The 17865-nt window shown below is 72.9% G+C and carries 13 protein-coding genes; 5 read left to right on the plus strand and 8 right to left on the minus strand.

Going from position 1 to position 17865, the window contains the following annotated elements; all coding sequences use genetic code 11:
• The first annotated feature begins 258 nt into the window (after positions 1 to 258).
• Entirely contained in the window at positions 259 to 1851 is a 1593-nt protein-coding gene (locus tag O1G22_RS10465) for an AMP-binding protein (RefSeq protein WP_270081104.1), read from the plus strand.
• A 15-nt stretch (positions 1852 to 1866) separates the two neighbouring features.
• On the plus strand, positions 1867 to 2679 hold the full coding sequence (locus tag O1G22_RS10470; RefSeq protein ID WP_270081105.1) for a PaaX family transcriptional regulator: 813 nt from the start codon (positions 1867 to 1869) through the stop codon (positions 2677 to 2679).
• A gap of 36 nt (positions 2680 to 2715) precedes the next feature.
• On the opposite strand, the gene O1G22_RS10475 is transcribed toward O1G22_RS10470, so the two are convergent.
• Together O1G22_RS10475 and O1G22_RS10480 are read right to left on the minus strand one after the other, a co-directional pair.
• Positions 2716 to 4983, minus strand: a complete 2268-nt coding sequence (locus O1G22_RS10475; RefSeq protein WP_270081106.1) for a bifunctional salicylyl-CoA 5-hydroxylase/oxidoreductase — start codon at positions 4981 to 4983, stop codon at positions 2716 to 2718.
• Positions 4984 to 4989: 6 nt separating this feature from the next.
• Positions 4990 to 5817, minus strand: a complete 828-nt coding sequence (locus tag O1G22_RS10480; RefSeq protein WP_270081107.1) for an enoyl-CoA hydratase family protein — start codon at positions 5815 to 5817, stop codon at positions 4990 to 4992.
• 307 nt (positions 5818 to 6124) lie between these two features.
• On the opposite strand from O1G22_RS10480, the gene O1G22_RS10485 reads away from it, so the two are divergent.
• The gene (locus O1G22_RS10485) at positions 6125 to 6580 is read left to right on the plus strand and encodes an ATP-binding protein (RefSeq protein ID WP_270081108.1); all 456 of its coding nucleotides are present in this window, start codon (positions 6125 to 6127) and stop codon (positions 6578 to 6580) included.
• A 231-nt stretch (positions 6581 to 6811) separates the two neighbouring features.
• Here the strand turns inward: O1G22_RS10485 and argF are convergent, their stop codons facing one another.
• The gene (argF, locus tag O1G22_RS10490) at positions 6812 to 7840 is read right to left on the minus strand and encodes an ornithine carbamoyltransferase (protein WP_270081109.1); all 1029 of its coding nucleotides are present in this window, start codon (positions 7838 to 7840) and stop codon (positions 6812 to 6814) included.
• A gap of 98 nt (positions 7841 to 7938) precedes the next feature.
• The gene (locus O1G22_RS10495) at positions 7939 to 9162 is read right to left on the minus strand and encodes an arginine deiminase (RefSeq protein ID WP_270081110.1); all 1224 of its coding nucleotides are present in this window, start codon (positions 9160 to 9162) and stop codon (positions 7939 to 7941) included.
• 143 nt (positions 9163 to 9305) lie between these two features.
• Here O1G22_RS10495 and O1G22_RS10500 point away from each other — a divergent pair, with 143 nt between their 5' ends.
• Positions 9306 to 10484, plus strand: a complete 1179-nt coding sequence (locus O1G22_RS10500) for an SPFH domain-containing protein (protein WP_270081111.1) — start codon at positions 9306 to 9308, stop codon at positions 10482 to 10484.
• Positions 10485 to 10878: 394 nt separating this feature from the next.
• Complete coding sequence (locus O1G22_RS10505) at positions 10879 to 11778, plus strand: NAD(+)/NADH kinase (RefSeq protein WP_270081112.1); 900 nt, start codon at positions 10879 to 10881, stop codon at positions 11776 to 11778.
• 15 nt (positions 11779 to 11793) lie between these two features.
• Here the strand turns inward: O1G22_RS10505 and O1G22_RS10510 are convergent, their stop codons facing one another.
• From O1G22_RS10510 to O1G22_RS10525, 4 genes are all read right to left on the minus strand, one after another.
• Entirely contained in the window at positions 11794 to 14334 is a 2541-nt protein-coding gene (locus O1G22_RS10510) for a polynucleotide kinase-phosphatase (protein WP_270081113.1), read from the minus strand.
• Positions 14331 to 15806: a 3' terminal RNA ribose 2'-O-methyltransferase Hen1 gene (locus O1G22_RS10515; RefSeq protein WP_270081114.1), complete on the minus strand. Its 1476-nt coding sequence runs from the start codon at positions 15804 to 15806 to the stop codon at positions 14331 to 14333. The genes O1G22_RS10510 and O1G22_RS10515 overlap by 4 nt, the downstream gene beginning before the upstream one ends.
• Before the next feature lie 52 nt (positions 15807 to 15858).
• Complete coding sequence (locus tag O1G22_RS10520; RefSeq protein ID WP_270081115.1) at positions 15859 to 16797, minus strand: hypothetical protein; 939 nt, start codon at positions 16795 to 16797, stop codon at positions 15859 to 15861.
• Between the two features lie 97 nt (positions 16798 to 16894).
• Positions 16895 to 17833 (minus strand): CbrC family protein, encoded by a 939-nt coding sequence (locus tag O1G22_RS10525; RefSeq protein WP_270081116.1) that lies wholly within the window; start codon positions 17831 to 17833, stop codon positions 16895 to 16897.
• Positions 17834 to 17865 lie beyond the last annotated feature (32 nt).

Here is a 17865-nt window from a genome sequence, read left to right on the forward strand (position 1 = left end):
CCGTCCCGTCGCCGTGCGGGAGGGGCCGCGACGACCCGTCCCGCCTTCTTCCCGGGCCGGGCCGCCATGGCCCACCCGTCGTGCTTCCGGAGCGGCCGGCACGGCCGGTCCCGTCGCTCTTCGGACCACCCGGCCCGTACTCCGTCTCCCCGACGTTATCGCGTGTGCTTGACTGCCGTCACCAAGACGATACGCTCGATGCGCGAGCCCACCGGAAAGCCCGTACGTACCCGTGGCACGGCAAGGGGGCGAACCGCCATGCATGTCTCGGCCCACGTCGACACCTTCGCGCGCGACCATCTGCCCCCGCCGGACGAGTGGCCCGAGCTGCGCTTCGACCTGCCGGAGCTGCGCTACCCCGACCGGCTGAACTGCGCCGCCGAACTCCTGGACCACACCGACCCGGACCGCCCGGTCTTCCACACCCCGGCGGGCCCCAGCTGGACGTACGGCGAGCTGCGCGCGCACGTCGACCGGGTCGCGCACGTGCTCACCGGCGACCTCGGCGTGGTCCCCGGCAACCGGGTGCTGTTGCGCGGCCCCACCACGCCCTGGCTCGCCGCCTGCTGGCTGGCCGTGCTGAAGGCGGGCGCCGTCGCGGTCACCGTGCTGGACCGGCAGCGCCCGCACGAGCTGGCGACCATGTGCGAGATCGCCCTGGTGCGGCACGCGTTGTGCGACATCCGGTCGGTGGACGACCTGGCGAAGGCCGACATACCCGGGCTGCGGATCACGACGTACGGCGGTGACGGCCCCGACGACCTCCTGCGCCGTCCCGTACCCGGCACGCCCTTCCCGGCGGTGGACACCGCGGCCGACGACGTCGCCCTGATCGCGTTCACCTCCGGGACCACGGGTCGCCCGAAAGGGTGCATGCACTTCCACCGGGATGTGCTGGCCATAGCGGACACCTTCTCCCGGCATGTGCTGCGCCCCCACGCCGACGACGTGTTCGCCGGCAGTCCCCCGCTCGGCTTCACCTTCGGCCTCGGCGGGCTGGTGGTCTTCCCGATGCGGGCCGGTGCCAGCAGCCTCCTGCTGGAGCAGGCCGGCCCCAGGCACCTGCTGCCCGCGCTCGCCGGACACCGGGTCTCGGTGCTGTTCACCGCCCCGACGGCCTACCGCGCCATGCTGGACGAGCTGGACGGCCACGACATCTCATCTCTGCGGCGCTGCGTGTCGGCCGGCGAGAACCTGCCCGCGGCCACCTGGCGGGCCTGGCACGAGCGCACCGGCCTCAGGCTCATCAACGGCATCGGCGCGACCGAGCTGCTGCACATCTTCGTCTCCGCCGCCGACGAGGACATCAGACCCGGGACCACGGGGGTGCCGGTGCCGGGCTGGCAGGCGCGGGTGCAGGACGCGGAGGGGCGCCCGGTGCCCGACGGCGAGCCCGGTCTGCTGGCCGTGCGCGGCCCGGTGGGCTGCCGTTATCTGGCCGACCCGCGCCAGCGGGTGTACGTGCGCGGCGGCTGGAACGTCACCGGCGACACCTATGTCCGCGAGCCCGACGGCTACTTCCGCTATGTGGCCCGCGCCGACGACATGATCATCTCCGCCGGGTACAACATCGCCGGGCCGGAGGTGGAGGACGCGCTCCTGCGCCATCCGGACGTACTGGAGACGGCGGTCGTGGGCCGCCCGGACGAGACACGCGGACAGGTCGCCGTGGCCTACACGGTGCTGCGCCCGGGGGCACCGCGCGACGCGGAGGCCCTGCGCCGCTTCCTGCTGGCCGAACTGGCGCCCTACAAATGCCCGCGCGCATTCGTCTTCCTGGACGCGCTGCCCCGCACGGCCACCGGCAAGCTCCAGCGGTTCCGGCTGCGCATCGATGGTGACCAGCAGTGACGACGACGACCTAAAATGATCAACGTGTCCGAGCAGCACGCCCCCCGGTCCCTCATCGTCACGCTCTACGGCGCGTACGGCCGCTTCATGCCCGGCCCCGTGCCCGTCGCCGAGCTGATCCGGCTGCTGGCCGCGGTCGGCGTGGACGCGCCGTCCGTCCGCTCCTCCGTGTCCCGGCTCAAACGGCGCGGGCTGCTGCTGCCGGCCCGCACGGACAGCGGCGCCGCCGGCTACGAACTCTCCCCCGAGGCACGCCAGTTGCTGGACGACGGCGACCGCCGTATCTACGCGACGGCGCCCCCCGAGGACGAGGGCTGGGTGCTGGCGGTCTTCTCCGTGCCCGAGTCGGAGCGGCAGAAGCGGCATGTGCTGCGCTCCCGGCTGTCGGGCCTGGGCTTCGGCACGGCCGCCCCCGGGGTGTGGATCGCCCCGGCCCGGCTCTACGAGGAGACGGAACACACCCTGCGCCGGCTCCACCTGGACGCGTACGTGGACTTCTTCCGCGGCGAGCACCTGGGCTTCGCGGCGACGGCCGAGGCGGTCGCCCGCTGGTGGGACCTGGCCGCGATCGCCAAGGAGCACGAGCGCTTCCTGGACGCGCACGCCCCGGTGCTGCGCGCCTGGGAGCGCCGCACGGACACCCCGCCCGAGGAGGCCTACCACGACTACCTCCTCGCCCTCGACTCCTGGCGCCACCTGCCCTACACCGACCCCGGCCTGCCCACCCGCCTGCTGCCCACGGGCTGGCCCGGCGTGCGTTCGGCGGAGGTCTTCCGGGGGCTGCATGCGCGGCTGCGGGACGCGGGGGCGCGGTTCGCCGGGGTGTGAGGCGGGTCGGGCGCAGACCCGACGGTGCGCGCCTGATCAACCGTCCAGGGTCAGCCGGGGCTTGGGGGCGTCCGTGCGGCCGGTCTGGGGGCGGCGGCTGCCCGCCCGGTAGGGCGCGGGCCAGACGACACCCGGGCCGTCGTAGCCCTGCTCGGCCGCCGCGTGCAGGGTCCAGTGCGGGTCGTACAGATGCGGGCGGGCCAGCGCGCACAGGTCCGTGCGGCCGGCGAGGATCAGGGAGTTCACGTCGTCCCACGAGGAGATCGCGCCGACCGCGATCACCGGGACGCGTGCCTCGTGCCGGATGCGGTCGGCGAACGGCGTCTGGTACGACCGTCCGAACTCCGGCCGTTCCCCGGCGACGACCTGCCCGGTGGAGACGTCGATCGCGTCGGCGCCGTGCGCGGCGAAGGCACGGGCGATCCCGACCGCGTCCTCGGCACTCGTGCCGCCCTCGGCCCAGTCGGTGGCGGAGATACGGACCGTCATCGGCCGCTCGGCCGGCCACACCGCGCGGACGGCGTCGAAGACCTCCAGCGGGAACCGCAGCCGCTTCTCCGCCGAGCCGCCGTAGGCGTCGGTGCGGTGGTTGGTGAGCGGGGAGAGGAAGCCGGAGAGCAGGTAGCCGTGGGCGCAGTGCAGTTCGAGCAGATCGAACCCGGCCCGCGCGGCCCGCGAGGCGGCTGCCACGAACTGCTCGCGGATGTCGGTCAGTTGGGCCCTCGACAGCCGGCGCGGGGTCTGGCTGCCCGGCTTGTACGGCAGCGGGGAGGCGGCGACGAGCGGCCAGTTGCCCTCGGGCAGCGGCTCGTCGATGCCCTCCCACATCAGCTTCGTGGAGCCCTTGCGGCCGGAGTGCCCGAGCTGCACCCCGATCGCCGTGCCCGGCGCCTGGGTGTGCACGAAGTCGGTGACCCGCCGCCACGCCTCGGCCTGCCGGCCGGTGTAGAGACCGGCACAGCCCGGGGTGATCCGGCCCTCCTCGCTCACGCACACCATCTCGGTCATGACGAGCCCGGCCCCGCCGAGGGCGCGGGCGCCGAGGTGGACGAGGTGGAAGTCGCCGGGTACGCCGTCGGTGGCGGAGTACATGTCCATCGGCGACACCACGACCCGGTTGCGCAGGGTCAGCCCGCGCAGCCGGAACGGGGTGAACATCGGGGGCGTGCCGGGCGGGCAGCCGAACTCGCGCTCCACGGCGTCGGTGAAGCGGGCGTCGCGCAGCCGGAGGTTGTCGTGGGTGACCCGGCGGCTGCGGGTGAGCAGGTTGAACGCGAAGCGGCGGGGCGGCTGGTCGCGGTACAGGTGAAGGTTCTCGAACCACTCCAGGCTGGCCCGGGCGGCCCGCTGGGTGGAGGCGACGACGGGCCTGCGCTCCTCCTCGTACGCCGCCAACGCCCTGGGTACGTCGGGCTGTTCCGCCAGGCAGGCGGCGAGGGCCAGCGCGTCCTCGACGGCGAGCTTGGTGCCGGAGCCGATGGAGAAGTGAGCGGTGTGGGCGGCGTCACCGAGCAGGACGACATTGCCGTGCGACCAGCGGTCGTTGACCACCGTACGGAACGTCGTCCAGGCCGAGTTGTTGGAGCGCAGGGGGCGGCCGCGCAGCGCCTCGGAGAAGATCTTGGCGCAGCGTCCGATGGACTCCGCCGTGTCGAGCTCGTCGAATCCCGCCGCCCGCCACACCTCCTCGCGCATCTCCACGATGACGGTGGAGGCAGCGGCCGAGAAGGGGTAGCCGTGCAGCTGCATCACGCCGTGCTCGGTCTCGGCGATGTCGAAGCGGAAGGCGTCGAAGGCGAAGTCGGCGGCGAGCCAGACATAGCGGCAGTGGTGTGTCGCCACATGGGGGCGGAACACCGGGGCGTAGGCCTCGCGGGTGGCGCTGTGCACACCGTCGGCGGCGATGACGAGGTCGTACTCGGCCGACAGCACGTCCGGGGGCGGCGCCTCGGTGCGAAAGCGCAGGTCCACACCGAGGGAGCGGCAGCGGTCGTGGAGGATCTCCAGGAGGCGGTGCCTGCCGAGGGCGGCGAAACCGTGTCCCCCGGAGCGGTGTGTCGTGCCCCGGTGCACGATGTCGATGTCGTCCCAGCGCACGAAGTCCCGCCGTAGGGCCTCGTAGACCACCGGGTCGGCGTGTTCGATGCCGCCGAGGGTCTCGTCGGAGAGGACGACTCCGAAGCCGAAGGTGACGTCCGGGGCGTTGCGCTCCCAGAGGGTGATGTCACGGGCGGGGTCGAGCCGCTTCAGCAACGCGGCCGCGTACAACCCTCCGGGCCCGCCGCCGATGATCGCCACACGCACGACGGCTCACCTCCCCCGCCACTTCGGCGGACGCTTCTCCGTGAAGGCCGCGTGGAACTCCGCGTAGTCCTCGCCGTTCATCAGCAGCGCCTGGGTCGAGGCGTCCAGTTCGACCGAGGCGGCGAGCGGCATGTCCAGTTCGGCGGTGAGCAGGGCCTTCGTCTGGGCGTGCGCCAGGGCTGGGCCGTCGGCCAGGCGGCGGGCCAGGTCCTGGGCCGCCGCGTCGGCGTGGCCCTCGTCGGTCAGCTCGCTGATCAGGCCGATGCGCTCCGCCTCGGGGGCGCGGACCGGCTCGCCCAGCATGAGCAGCCGGGTGGCGTGGCCGAGGCCGACGATCCGGGGCAGCAGATAGGCCGCGCCCATGTCGCCGCCGGACAGGCCGACGCGGGTGAAGAGGAAGGCGAAGCGGGCCGAGGGGTCCGCCACCCGGAAGTCGGCCGCGAGGGCGAGCACCGCTCCGGCGCCCGCCGCCACCCCGTGCACCGCGGCGATCACCGGGAAGGGGCATTCGCGGATCGCGCGCACCACCTGGCCGGTCATCCGGTTGAAGTCGAGCAGCTGGGCGGTGTCCATCGAGAGGGTGGCGCCGATGATCTCGTCCACGTCTCCGCCGGAGCAGAAGCCGCGGCCCTCGCCGGCCAGCACCAGGGCGCGCACCGAGCGCTCCCGGGACAGCTCGGCGAGCAGATCGCGCAGGTCGGCGTAGCCGCCGAAGGTGAGCGCGTTGAGTTTCTCGGGGCGGGCGAGGGTGACGGTGGCGACCCCGTCGGCGCGGTGGACCCGCAGATGCTCCCAGTCGGAGGTGCGGGCGGCGGAGCCGGTGAAGGGACTCATGACGTGCGGCCTCCTAGGGCGGCGGTGCCGTACGTTGCTCTGTCCCACGAAGTTATCACCTGTTTGTGACTGTCGTCATGAGTGCGCGACAGACGCAGGTCCGCCGTCCGCCGATCGGCCCAGCCCGGTCACGTGCGTCACCGGTCGGCGACAGGGCCGTAACAGCGGGCACGGGCGGGCGAGGCGGGCCGTTCGGCTGGGTAGGCCGCCCGGTACCGGGGCCGAACGCCCCGGGCGAAGCCCGCCGATCGGCTGAAGTGGCCGGGCCCGTACCATTCCTACAGTCGAAAGCAGGACAACCTGCTCCATGAACGGACTCGCCTTGCACGAACGCCCCACCGAATCGGCCTCCTGGCGCATCGCGCTGCCGCACACCGCCGCCGCGGTGCCCGTGGCCCGCGCTCTGGTGCGTACGGCCCTGGCCGAGGTGGAGCACACGGCCGACAGTGACACCGCGGAGCTGCTCACGGCCGAGCTGGTGGCCAACGCGGTGGAGCACACCGCCGGGCGCGGCCCGATAGAGCTGGTGGTGCAACTGCTGCCGACCGGCTGCCAGGTCGAGGTGCACGACCCGGACCCGGCGCCGCCGGGCCGGCTGACCGCGCCGGTGGTCGAGCAGCCCGACGTCTGGCAGGAGGGCGGGCGCGGGCTGCTGCTGATCCGCACCCTCAGCTCGTCCTGCGGTCACCACCCCACCCCGTCGGGCAAGGCGGTGTGGTTCACACTGCCCGTGGTTCCCGCTCAGCGGCGGCCGTCGGCGTGATCTCGGGGGCCGTCCCGGCGAGCGTGGAGCGCCGGCGGCCGTAGCCGGCGTAGATCGCCAGGCCCACCACGAAGAACACGGCGAACTGGACCCAGGTCCGGCTTGATACGGGGAGCGGGTATACGGGCGGTGCTCGCTTCTCGGTGGTGCGGGCGACCGGGTGAGGTCGCGGCGGCGGCGCGAAAGGGGTGGCTTCGGGCCGCCGATCAGGACAAGGCCTGGTGAGGAGGGTCAGGCAAGGCCCTGTGACGTACCCGCCAGGGTGGCCACGAGGACCGCCTTGATCGTGTGCATCCGGTTCTCCGCCTCGTCGAAGACGACCGAGTGCTCGGACTCGAAGACCTCGTCGGTGACCTCCAGCTCGGACAGTCCGTACCGCTCGTGGATCTCGCGGCCGACCTTGGTGCCGAGGTCATGGAAGGCCGGCAGGCAGTGCAGGAACTTCACGTCGGGGTTGCCGGTGGCGGCGAGGACGTCCATGGTCACGGCGTACGGGCCCAGCAGGGCGATGCGCTCGTCCCAGACCTCCTTGGGCTCGCCCATCGACACCCAGACGTCGGTCGCGAGGAAGTCGGCACCGCGCACGCCCTCCTTCACGTCCTCGGTGAGCGTGACCCGGGCGCCGGAGGCGGTGGCGAGCTGCCGGGCCACCTGCACGATCGTCTCGTCCGGCCACAGCACCCGGGGCGCGACGATCCGGACGTCCATGCCGAGCAGGGCGCCGGTGACGAGGTAGGAGTTGCCCATGTTGTAGCGGGCGTCACCGAGGTAGGCGAAGACGACCTCGTTCAGCGGCTTGTCGGTGTGCTCGGTCACGGTGAGCACGTCGGCGAGCATCTGGGTGGGGTGCCACTCGTCGGTGAGGCCGTTGTAGACGGGGACCCCGGCGTGGGCGGCCAGCTCCTCGACGACCCCCTGGCCGTGCCCGCGGTACTCGATGGCGTCGAACATCCGGCCGAGGACGCGGGCGGTGTCCTTCACGGACTCCTTGTGCCCGATCTGCGAGCCGGCCGGGTCGAGGTAGGTCGTGCGGGCGCCCTGGTCGGCGGCGGCGACCTCGAACGCACAGCGGGTACGCGTCGAGGTCTTCTCGAAGACGAGCGCGATGTTCTTGCCGGTCAGGTACTGCGTCTCGGTCCCCGCCTTCTTGGCCGCCTTCAGCTCGGCCGCCAGCTCGACCAGGCCGCGGAACTCCTCCTCGGTGAAGTCGAGCTCCTTGAGGAAGTGACGGCCGGTGAAGACGGTCGGGACTGTCGCCATGGTGGGGGCTCCGGGGGTACGAGCGGACAGGACTCTGGAATTCTATACGACCTCCTGAATTTCTATACAGCCTCCTGGCGTCCGCTTCATCACACCGGTCAGACCGGGTCCCGCTGCACCGGGCAGCTCATGCACCGGGGGCCGCCGCGGCCCCGCCCCAGCTCACTGCCCGGGATCTCGATCACCTCGACACCCTGCTTGCGCAGATGGGTGTTGGTGGTGGCGTTGCGCTCGTAGGCGATGACGACGCCGGGTTCGACGGCGAGCACGTTGCAACCGTCGTCCCACTGCTCGCGTTCGGCTGCGTGCACGTCCTGGGTGGCGGTCAATACCCGGATCTCACCGAGGCCGAGGGCGGCGGCGATGGCGCGGTGCATGTGCTCCGGGGGATGATCGGTCACCTTCAGCTCCCGCTCGCCGACGCCCGGCTCGATGGTGTACGAGCGCAGCATGCCGAGGCCCGCGTACTGGGTGAAGGTGTCGCCGTCGACCATGGTCATCACGGTGTCCAGGTGCATGAAGGCGCGCCGCTTGGGCATGTCGAGCGCGACGATGGTGCGCGCGGAGCCGGCCGCGAACAGCTGGTGGGCCAGCATCTCCACGGCCTGCGGGGTGGTGCGCTCGCTCATGCCGACCAGGACGGCGCCGTTGCCGATCACCAGGACGTCACCGCCCTCGATGGTGGAGGGGTGGTCGGCCTGGCCCTGCGACCAGACATGGAACGTTTCGTCACGGAACAGCGGGTGATGCCGGTAGATCGCCTCGAAGTGGACGGTCTCGCGCTGCCGGGCGGGCAGCCGCATGGCGTTGATGGCGACCCCGTCGTAGATCCAGGCGGAGGTGTCACGGGTGAAGAGGTGGTTGGGCAGGGGGCCGAGGAGGAAGTCGTCGAGGTCCATCACATGGAAGCGGACGGACGTCGGCTCCGGGTGCGCCGCAAGGAACTCCCGCTTGGTCATGCCGCCCACGAGCGCCTCGGCCAGCTCCCGCGCGGGCAGGGCGGCGAACGCGGCGCGCAGATGGTCGGTGGCGAGGGGGCCGTACTCCTTCTCATGGAAGACCCGGTCGAGGACGAGCGCGCGGGCCTCGGGCAGCTGGAGGGTCTCGGTGAGCAGGTCGCCGAAGAGGTGGACCGCGACTCCGCGGTCCCGCAGGACGTCGGCGAACCCGTCGTGCTCGGCACGCGCCCGGCGCACCCACAGCACGTCGTCGAAGAGAAGGGCGTCCTTGTTGCTCGGGGTGAGCCTTTTGAGCTCCAGGTCGGGCCGGTGCAGGATCACGCGGCGCAGCCGCCCGGCCTCGGAGTCGACACGGTAGGTCATGCCTCCATCCTGGCCGCAGCCGACCGGGTTCACGCCCTTGTCGCCGGTTTCTGCCGCTTCTTGTTCGCCCAGCTTTTCTCGTCCTATTGACGAGAAGCAGAGTCTCCGCTTATCGTCGCGATGACGAAAAAAGAGGGGGTTCCATGGCCGACATCACCCGGCGCCTGGGCTGGCGTCATCTGCGCGGGGCGCCCACGGCGCACATCCGGCACCACCGGCGCGGGACGCTGCTGCACGACGGGCCGGGGCTCAGCTTCTGGTTCCGTGCGCTCACCGCGGCGATCTCCGAAGTCCCGGTCGACGACCGGGAGTTGGCGATGACCTTCCATGCCCGTACGGCCGACTTCCAGGACGTGTCCGTGCAGGCGACCGTCACCTACCGCGTCGCCGATCCGGCCGTGGCCGCCGCCCGCCTGGACTTCTCCGTCGACCCGGACACCGGCGCCTGGCGCGGCACACCGCTGGAGCAGCTGGGCACCCTCCTGACCGAGACCGCGCAGCAGCACGCGCTGGACGTCCTGGCGCGTACGCCGCTCGCGGCCGCGCTGGCCGACGGCGTCACGGCGGTGCGCGAGCGGGTCGCGGCCGGACTCGGTGCCGAGCCGCGGCTGCCCGCCACCGGCATCGAGGTGGTCGCCGTCCGCGTGATGGCGCTCAGACCGGAGCCGGAGGTGGAGCGCGCCCTGCGCACACCGGCCCGGGAGCAGATCCAGCAGGAGGCCGACCGGGCGACCTACGAGCGCCGGGCCGTGGCCGTCGAGCGGGAGCGGACCATCGCCGAGAACGAGCTGGCCAGCCGCATCGAACTCGCCCGCCGCGAAGAGCAGTTGGTCGAACAGCGGGGCACCAACGCCCGGCGCGAGGCCGAGGAGCAGGCCGCGGCGGACGCGGTACACGCGCAGGCGGAGGCGTCCCGGAAGGTCCGGCTGGCCGACGCCGAGGCACAGCGGACGGAACGGCTGGCCCGGGCGGAGGCCGCCCGGGCGGTCGAACTGGCCGAGGCCGAAGCACGGCGTACCGAGCGGCTGGGCCAGGCCGAGGCCGCGCGTACGGTGGCGCTCGCCGAGGCCGAGGCGGCGAAGGCCGTCCGGCTGGCGCGGGTGGAGGCCGACGCGGCGCGAGAGGTCGGGGCGGCACGGGCCGAGGCCCAGGCGGCCTGGCTGCGGGTGCACACCGAGGCCGGGATCGACGGGGCGACGACCCTGCGCGCGCTGACCGCCGACCGGCTGGCGGAGAACCTGCCGCGCATCGACAGCGTGACCGTCGCACCGGACGTGCTGACCGGGCTGCTCACCCGGCTCACGCCCGGAGAGCCGGCATGATCCGCACTCCGCCGCCGGGCGCCGGGCGCGCCCCGCGGGCCGGCCGGACGCCCGGTACCCCGCCGCCGCCCGCCGGGCACGCCCCGAGAACAGGCCAGACGCCCGACACCCCGCCACCACCCACCCGGCACGCCCCGAGAACAGGCCAGACGCCCGACACCCCGCCACCACCCACCGGGCGGGCCCCGGGGGGCGGCCGTACGCCCGGCACCCCGCCGCGGCCCGGGGCCGGCCCGGTGGCCGTCGCCTCGCTCACCCGGGCGGTCACCCGCTGCGGTTCTGCCTCGACCTCGACGCCTCGCTCACGTCCCCCGGCGGCAGACTCCGCTTCGGCACGCACCATTCCCCGCAGCACAGCCCCGAGCAGGCCCGGGCCCACCCCCGGAGCAACCCGATGAGCCTCGCCCCGCGTGCCGTGCTGGTCCACCGCACCACGGAGTACGAGGAGCTGGTCGCCCGGCACGGCACGCACGGCCAGGCCGCGTTCTTCCTCGCCTCCCGGGGCCGGGACATCGAGGAGGTCGCCGCGCGCCACCGCCGGGCCCGCGCCGCGCTGGCCGAGGTGACCTCGGCGGTGCCGTTGACGTGGCGTCAGGCACGGGTGGAACGGGGCGACCTGGACCGGTTCCTGTTCGCACCCGAGGACGTGGTCGTGGTGATCGGGCAGGACGGGCTGGTCGCGAACGCCGCCAAGTACCTGACCGGCCAGCCGGTGATCGGCATCGACACCGACCCCGGCCGCAACCCGGGTGTGCTGGTACGGCACCGGCCCGGCGACGCGGCCAGGGTGCTGGCCTCCGCGGGCGGTTCGGGCTCTTCGGTGGACGAACTCACCATGGTGGAGGCCGTCGCCGACGACACCCAGCGGCTCCTGGCGCTCAACGAGATCTTCCTGGGCACGGCCGGTCATCAGACCGCCCGATACCGCCTGGGCCTGGAGGACGACGGGGGTGTCGTCGAGGCCCAGGCTTCCTCCGGGGTGCTGGTGGGAACCGGCACCGGCGCGACCGGCTGGCTCCGCTCCGTGTGGCAGGAGCGGGGCAGCCGGATCGCGCTGCCCTCCCCCACCGAGGACCGGCTGGTGTGGTTCGTCCGCGAGGCCTGGCCGTCACCGGCCACCGGGACGAGCCTGGTGGCCGGCGAACTCGCGGCCTCGGCGGGGCTGACGGTCACCGTCGAGTCCGACCGCCTCATCGCCTTCGGCGACGGCATCGAGACGGACGCGCTCCAGCTGACCTGGGGGCAGACGGTCCGCGTCGGGGTGTGCGAGCAGCGGCTGCGGCTGGTGGGGTAGCCGCCCCCGCGCGGGCTACAGCCGCGGGTCCACCGGCTCCGACTCCAGGGCCAGCACCCCGAACACGGCCTCGTGCACCCGCCACAGCGGCTCCCCGTCGGCGAGCCGGTCCAGCGCCTCCAGGCCGAGGGCGTACTCGCGCAGGGCGAGGGACCGCTTGTGGTTCAGGAACCGCCCCCGCAGCCGGGCCAGGTTGTCCGGCCGGGTGTACTCGGGGCCGTAGATGATCCGCAGGTACTCCCGGCCCCGGCACTTGATGCCGGGCTGGACCAGCCTGCCGTCGCCGTCCCGGACGAGCGCGCCGAGCGGCTTGACCACCATGCCCTCGCCGCCGCGGCCGGTCATCTCCAGCCACCAGTCGACGCCCGCGCGGACCGACTCCGCCTCGCCGGTGTCGACGTACAGCCTTCTGGTGGTCTGCAGCAGTCCGGTGCCGTCGTGCTCCACCAGCCTGTCGAGCAGGGCCAGTTGCTCGTCGTGCGGCAGCGTGGCGAGGCTGCGGCCCTGGACGGCCAGCAGCTGGAAGGGGGCCAGGCGTACGCCGTCCAGGCCGTCGGTGGTCCAGCAGTAGCGGCGGTAGGCGCCGGTGAACGCGGCCGCGTCGGCGGCGCGTTCGCGCTGGCGGTCCAGCAGGCCGCCCAGGTCGGTGCCGCGCGCCGCGGCGGCCTCCAGGGCGGCCAGCGCGCCCGGGAACACCGCGCCCGCGGCCGCGCCCACGGCCGCGTACTGACCGCGCAGCAGACCCGAGGCCTTCAGCGACCACGGCATCAGCTCGGCGTCCAACAGCAGCCAGTCCGTGGCCAGTTCGTCCCAGAGCCCGGCGCCCCCGATCGCCGAGCGCAGCCGGCCGAGGATCTCCTCGGTCATCCGCTCGTCGTCGAAGAACGGCCGCCCGGTGCGGGTGTAGAGGAAACCCGTGGGTCCATCCACCCCGAACCGCCGCGCGGCAGCCGCCGCGTCCCGGCACACGAGGGCCACGGCCCGCGAGCCCATGTGCTTCTCCTCGCACACGACCCGCTCGACCCCGTCCCGCGCGTACTGCGCGAAGGCCTCCGCCGGATGCTCCAGGTACCCCTCGATCTGCGATGTCGCCGTAGGCGCCATGGTCGGCGGCAGATACGGCAGCAGTCGCGGGTCGATCGCGAACCGGCTCATGACCTCCAGGGCCGCCGCCGCGTTCTCCTCGCGCACCGCGACCCTGCCCGCGTGCCGGGTCTCCACGGCCCTGCGGCCGTACACGTCGGCCAGGTCCAGCGGCCGGCCGTCGTGCCCGCCGGGCGCCTCGGAGCGCAGCGGCCTCGTCGGCTCGTACCAGACCCGCTCGGCCGGTACGTCCACCAGCTCGCGCTCCGGCCAGCGCAGCGCGGTGAGCTTGCCGCCGAAGACGGCGCCGGTGTCCAGGCAGATGGTGTTGTTGAGCCAGGTCGCCTCCGGCACCGGGGTGTGCCCGTAGACGACGGCCGCGCGGCCCCGGTAGTCCTCCGCCCAGGGATAGCGCACCGGCAGTCCGAACTCGTCGGTCTCGCCGGTGGTGTCGCCGTACAGAGCGTGCGAGCGGACCCGGCCGGAGGTGCGGCCGTGGTACTTCTCGGGCAGGCCGGCGTGGCAGACGACCAGCTTGCCGCCGTCGAGGACGTAGTGGCTGACCAGCCCGTCCAGGAAACGGCGCACCTCGGCCCGGAACTCCTCGCTCTCGCCCTCCATCTGGGCGATGGTCTCGGCGAGCCCGTGGGTGTGCTGGACCTTGCGGCCCTTGAGATGACGGCCGTACTTGTTCTCGTGGTTGCCCGGCACGCACAGCGCGTTGCCGGAGCCGACCATCGACATCACCCGGCGCAGCACGCCCGGGGAGTCGGGGCCACGGTCGACCAGGTCGCCGACGAAGACGGCGGTACGGCCCTCGGGGTGCACGCCGTCCGCGTAGCCCAACTTGGCCAGCAGGGACTCCAGTTCGGCGGCGCAGCCGTGGATGTCGCCGATGATGTCGAACGGGCCGGTGAGGTGCGTGAGGTCGTTGAAGCGCTTCTCGGTGACGACGGTGGCGGCGTCGACCTCCGCGACTCCGCGCAGGACGTGCACCTTGCGGAAGCCCTCGCGCTCCAAGTGCCGGACGGAGCGGCGCAGTTCGCGGATGTGCCGCTGGATGACCCGGCGGGGCATGTCGGCGCGGTCGGTGCGGGCCGCGTTGCGCTCGGCACACACCTCCTCGGGCACGTCGAGCACGATGGCGATGGGCAGCACGTCGTACGTCCGCGCCAGCTCGATCAGCTGCCGCCGGCTGTCCTGCTGCACGCTGGTGGCGTCCACGACCGTGCGGCGGCCGGCGGCCAGCCGCTTGCCGGCGATGTAGTGCAGCACGTCGAAGGCGTCCCGGGTCGCGCTCTGGTCGTTCTCGTCGTCGGAGACGAGGCCGCGGCAGAAGTCGGAGGAGATCACCTCGGTGGGCTTGAAGTGCCGTCGGGCGAAGGTGGACTTGCCGGAGCCGGAGGCGCCGACGAGGACGACGAGGGAGAGGTCGGTGACGGGGAGGACCCGTCCGTCGGTCTTGCCGGTCATGCCGCCTTCGCCTCCTTCGCGCCGAGCGTGGGTGTGATCATTTCGAATACGGCCATCTGGGTGGGCGGTCCGACCTCGGGGTCGTCCGGTCCCACGGCGACGAACTCGACCTCGTAGCCGTGGAGTCCGGCGATGCGGCCGGCCCAGGCGCGGAACTCCTCGCGGGTCCACTCGAAGCGGTGGTCGCCGTGCCGGACATGGCCGGCCGGCAGGGTCTCCCAGCGGACGTTGTACTCGACGTTCGGGGTGGTCACGAGGACCGTGCGGGGGCGGGCCGCGCCGAACACCGCGTACTCCAGGGCGGGCAGCCGGGGCAGGTCGAGGTGCTCGATCACCTCGCTGAGCACGGCCGCGTCGTAGCCCTTCAGACGCTTGTCGGTGTAGGCGAGGGAGCCCTGCAGGAGCCGGACCCGGGAGGCCTGCCGCTCCCCCATGCGGTCCAGCTTCAGCCGGCGCGCGGCGATCGTGAGGGCCCGCGCGGACACGTCGAGTCCGACGATCTCCGTGAACCGCGGGTCCTTCAGCAGCTCCCGCACCAACTCGCCCTGTCCGCAGCCGAGATCGAGCACCCGGGCGGCGCCGTGGGCGCGCAGCGCTGCGAGGATCGCCGCCCGGCGCTGGACGGCGAGCGGGGTCGGCTTCTCCTCGGTCTCCGTCTCCTCGGCGACCGCGTTGTCGATCTCCTCGACCTCGCTGTCGTCGGCCTCGGCGAGCCGGACCAGCTCCAGCCGCTCGGTCGCCTGCCGGGCCAGCGACCAGCGGCGGGTGAGATACCGGGTGGTGATGAGCCGCTGTTCGGGGTGTCCGGGCAGCCAGCCCTCGCCCGCGCGCAGCAGTTTGTCGACCTCGTCGGAGGCGACCCAGTAGTGCTTGGCGTCGTCGAGGACCGGCAGCAGCACGTACAGATGGCGCAGCGCCTCGGCAAGGGTCAGCTTCTCCGACTCCAGGACGAGCCGGACGTAGCGCGAGTCGCCCCACTCGGGGAACTCGGTGTCGAGCGGCACCGGCTCGGCGGACACCGTCCAGCCGAGGGGCTCGAAGAGCCGGTGCACGAGACCCGGACCGCCCCGTGCGGGCAGGGCGGGCACCTCGATGCGCAAGTGCCGTGTCTGACCAGGGAGTTCGGGACGGGCGGCGCACACCCCGCGCACGGCGCTGGAGAAGACACCGCTCAGCGCGACCGCGAGCAGCGAGGAGGCCGCGTAGGGGCGGTCGTTGACGTACTGCGCGAGCGCCGCGTCGGGCGCGCCGCCACGGCCCTTGCCCTTGCCGCGCCGGACCAGCGCGACCGTGTCGATCTCCAGCAGCAGCGCGGCCGTGCAGCGCTGATCGTCCGCCTCCGGGTAGAAGACATGGGCGATGCCGTAGGACGTGGAGAACTTCTGCGCCTTGCCGGGGTGCTTGTGCAGCAGGTATCCCAGGTCGGTGGCCGGGTGGGCGGCGTCGCCGCGCGTCGAGATCGTCAGGAACACGCGTCCGATTGTTCCGGGCTCCCACCCCGGCGACCACCGGTTTTCCCGTTCGTCACGACTCCTTGGCGATGATCGTCCGGGCGTTGCGCAGAGCCCGCTCCTGTGTGGCCCGCAGGTCGTCCAGTTTCTGCTTGTTCCTGTCGATGGCGGCCTTCTGGGTGCGCGTGTCGAGGGCGTGGGCGGCCGGGATGTACCCGGTGTCGAGCTTGCACCTCGCGTCGGCGGCGGCCGTCTTCTTCTCCTTGGCGGAGGGCTGCTCCGTCCTGTACCAGGCGAAGTCCGCGGCCGCCTTGTCCGGGTCGGAGTAGTGGAGACCCTGCTTCTTCATGCAGTCCGCCCAGGCGCGGTCGGCCTTCTTCCAGGCCGGGTCCTTCTGGGCCTCCTGGTGGGACTGGTACCAGAGCTGCATGGCCAGGGAGTCGTAACTCCTGAGGTTCACGATGCCGACCTTCGCCGCCTTGGGCGGAGCGTCGTAGATCGTCCGCATCGCCTGTCCCAGGCAGCCGCCCTCGGGGATGCGGTGTCCGTGTGTGAGCCGGCTGTCCCCGGGCTGGAACTCGCCGGTGAGGGCGAGGAATTGATCGACGGGCCACTGCCGGCTCTGGGGGGCGTCCGCCGCCTTGCGGCCGTGGTAACCGTGCTCGGACGCCAGGTCGGGGTCGTCCACTCCGTACGGGCTGTCGTCGCCGAACGCGGTGAGGTCGAGTGTGCCCGGCCGTTCCGGGTAGGTCGACTCGACGCTCTTGGTGTCGAGCACCGCGAAGCCGGTGAAGCCGAGCCGGACCATGCACGTCTTGGCGAGGATCCACTGGGCCCTGTCGACGTCCTCGGCGCCGGGCGAGGCCGAGTCCCGGACGTACGCGTGCAGCGGGAAAGCCGCCCTGGTGTTGAGACGGCGGGCCTCGCCGGCGGGGTCGTCGTCGCCACCGGCGAACTGGCAGGCCGACACGGCGAAGAGGCCGGCGAGGGCGAGAGGCAGGACTTTGCGCACGGGGTCATCCGATCAGGCCCGGATCTTGGGCGCTGTGATGGAGCCCACAGTTCCGCCCTACGTCGTGCACAGCGGTCCCACATCCGGGCGTCCGGCCTCAGGTGAAGTCGGCCCGGGCGAGATGCGTCCCGCAGATGCGGCAGCGGAAGAGGTACGCGGTCGGCTGACCGTCCTGGTCGAGCGCCGCGAGGAACTCCTCGGTGGGGCCGGCCGCCCAGCCCCACTCGGCGCACTGCCCGCGCAGCTCGTCGAGCGCGTCCGGGTAGGGCCGCAGTTCCCGGGCGCCCGCCGTGCCGAGGAACACCGCGCCGTCGCCGCAGTGCGCCGGCCAGCCCCAGTCCTGCCAGGTGGCGAAGCCGGGGGTGCGCTCGCAGATCTGCCGGGCCGCCTCGTCCGGCATCCGGCCCGCCTCGACGTCGTTGAAGAACACCCCGAGCCGCTTGGCCGCGGTGCCGTACGCGACGCAGTACGGGCACAGGCGCCCGTCCGGTACGTCCTCGCCGTGCACCGGGCCGGTGTAGATCCAGCCCTGGTCGTGTCCGCAGCACACGCACGGCTCGTCGGCGGCGGTGACCGAGCCGGTGGCCACCGGGTCCGGGTGGTAGGGGAACGGCGGCAGCATCGGCCGGCGCCGGGGTTCCGGCCGTGGTCTGACGACCTGTTCGATCGCCTGCCCGGTCAGCGCGGCGGGCGGCACCACGACCGCCCGCGCGCGCAGCTCCTGCGGTAGATGCCGTACGTCCGCCGCGCTGGTCACGATCACCGTGGGATCCGTCGGCAGCACGATCGCCGCGCCGGTGCGGCGGGCCAGTTCGGCGACGATGTCCAGCACGCCGGGGCCCGGCCGGTCGAACGACACCCCGTGGTGCAGATAGACGTCGGCGTCGCTGCCGTCGGCGGCCCGCACCCATTCGACCGGCTCGCCGTCCGGGACGTCGTACGGCGCGTACGGCGCCAGCACCTCGCGGACGGCCGCGGCGTCCATCGGCACGATGGCGCCGTCACGGAACGCGTGGACGTAGATGCCCGATCCCATGCCGATACTCCATCACATACCGCCACCAGGAG

The sequence above is a fragment of the Streptomyces camelliae genome (assembly GCF_027625935.1).
GTDB classification, from domain to species: domain Bacteria; phylum Actinomycetota; class Actinomycetes; order Streptomycetales; family Streptomycetaceae; genus Streptomyces; species Streptomyces camelliae.

Bases quoted from the DNA above. Each gene is read 5' to 3' on its own strand.
- O1G22_RS10485 (WP_270081108.1), top strand. From the start codon at position 6,125: ATGAACGGACTCGCCTTGCACGAACGCCCCACCGAATCGGCCTCCTGG.
- O1G22_RS10505 (WP_270081112.1), top strand. From the start codon at position 10,879: ATGAGCCTCGCCCCGCGTGCCGTGCTGGTCCACCGCACCACGGAGTAC.
- O1G22_RS10495 (WP_270081110.1), bottom strand. From the start codon at position 9,162: ATGACCTACCGTGTCGACTCCGAGGCCGGGCGGCTGCGCCGCGTGATC.
- argF (WP_270081109.1), bottom strand. From the start codon at position 7,840: ATGGCGACAGTCCCGACCGTCTTCACCGGCCGTCACTTCCTCAAGGAG.
- O1G22_RS10465 (WP_270081104.1), top strand. From the start codon at position 259: ATGCATGTCTCGGCCCACGTCGACACCTTCGCGCGCGACCATCTGCCC.
- O1G22_RS10470 (WP_270081105.1), top strand. From the start codon at position 1,867: ATGATCAACGTGTCCGAGCAGCACGCCCCCCGGTCCCTCATCGTCACG.
- O1G22_RS10510 (WP_270081113.1), bottom strand. From the start codon at position 14,334: ATGACCGGCAAGACCGACGGACGGGTCCTCCCCGTCACCGACCTCTCC.
- O1G22_RS10480 (WP_270081107.1), bottom strand. From the start codon at position 5,817: ATGAGTCCCTTCACCGGCTCCGCCGCCCGCACCTCCGACTGGGAGCAT.
- O1G22_RS10525 (WP_270081116.1), bottom strand. From the start codon at position 17,833: ATGGGATCGGGCATCTACGTCCACGCGTTCCGTGACGGCGCCATCGTG.
- O1G22_RS10500 (WP_270081111.1), top strand. From the start codon at position 9,306: ATGGCCGACATCACCCGGCGCCTGGGCTGGCGTCATCTGCGCGGGGCG.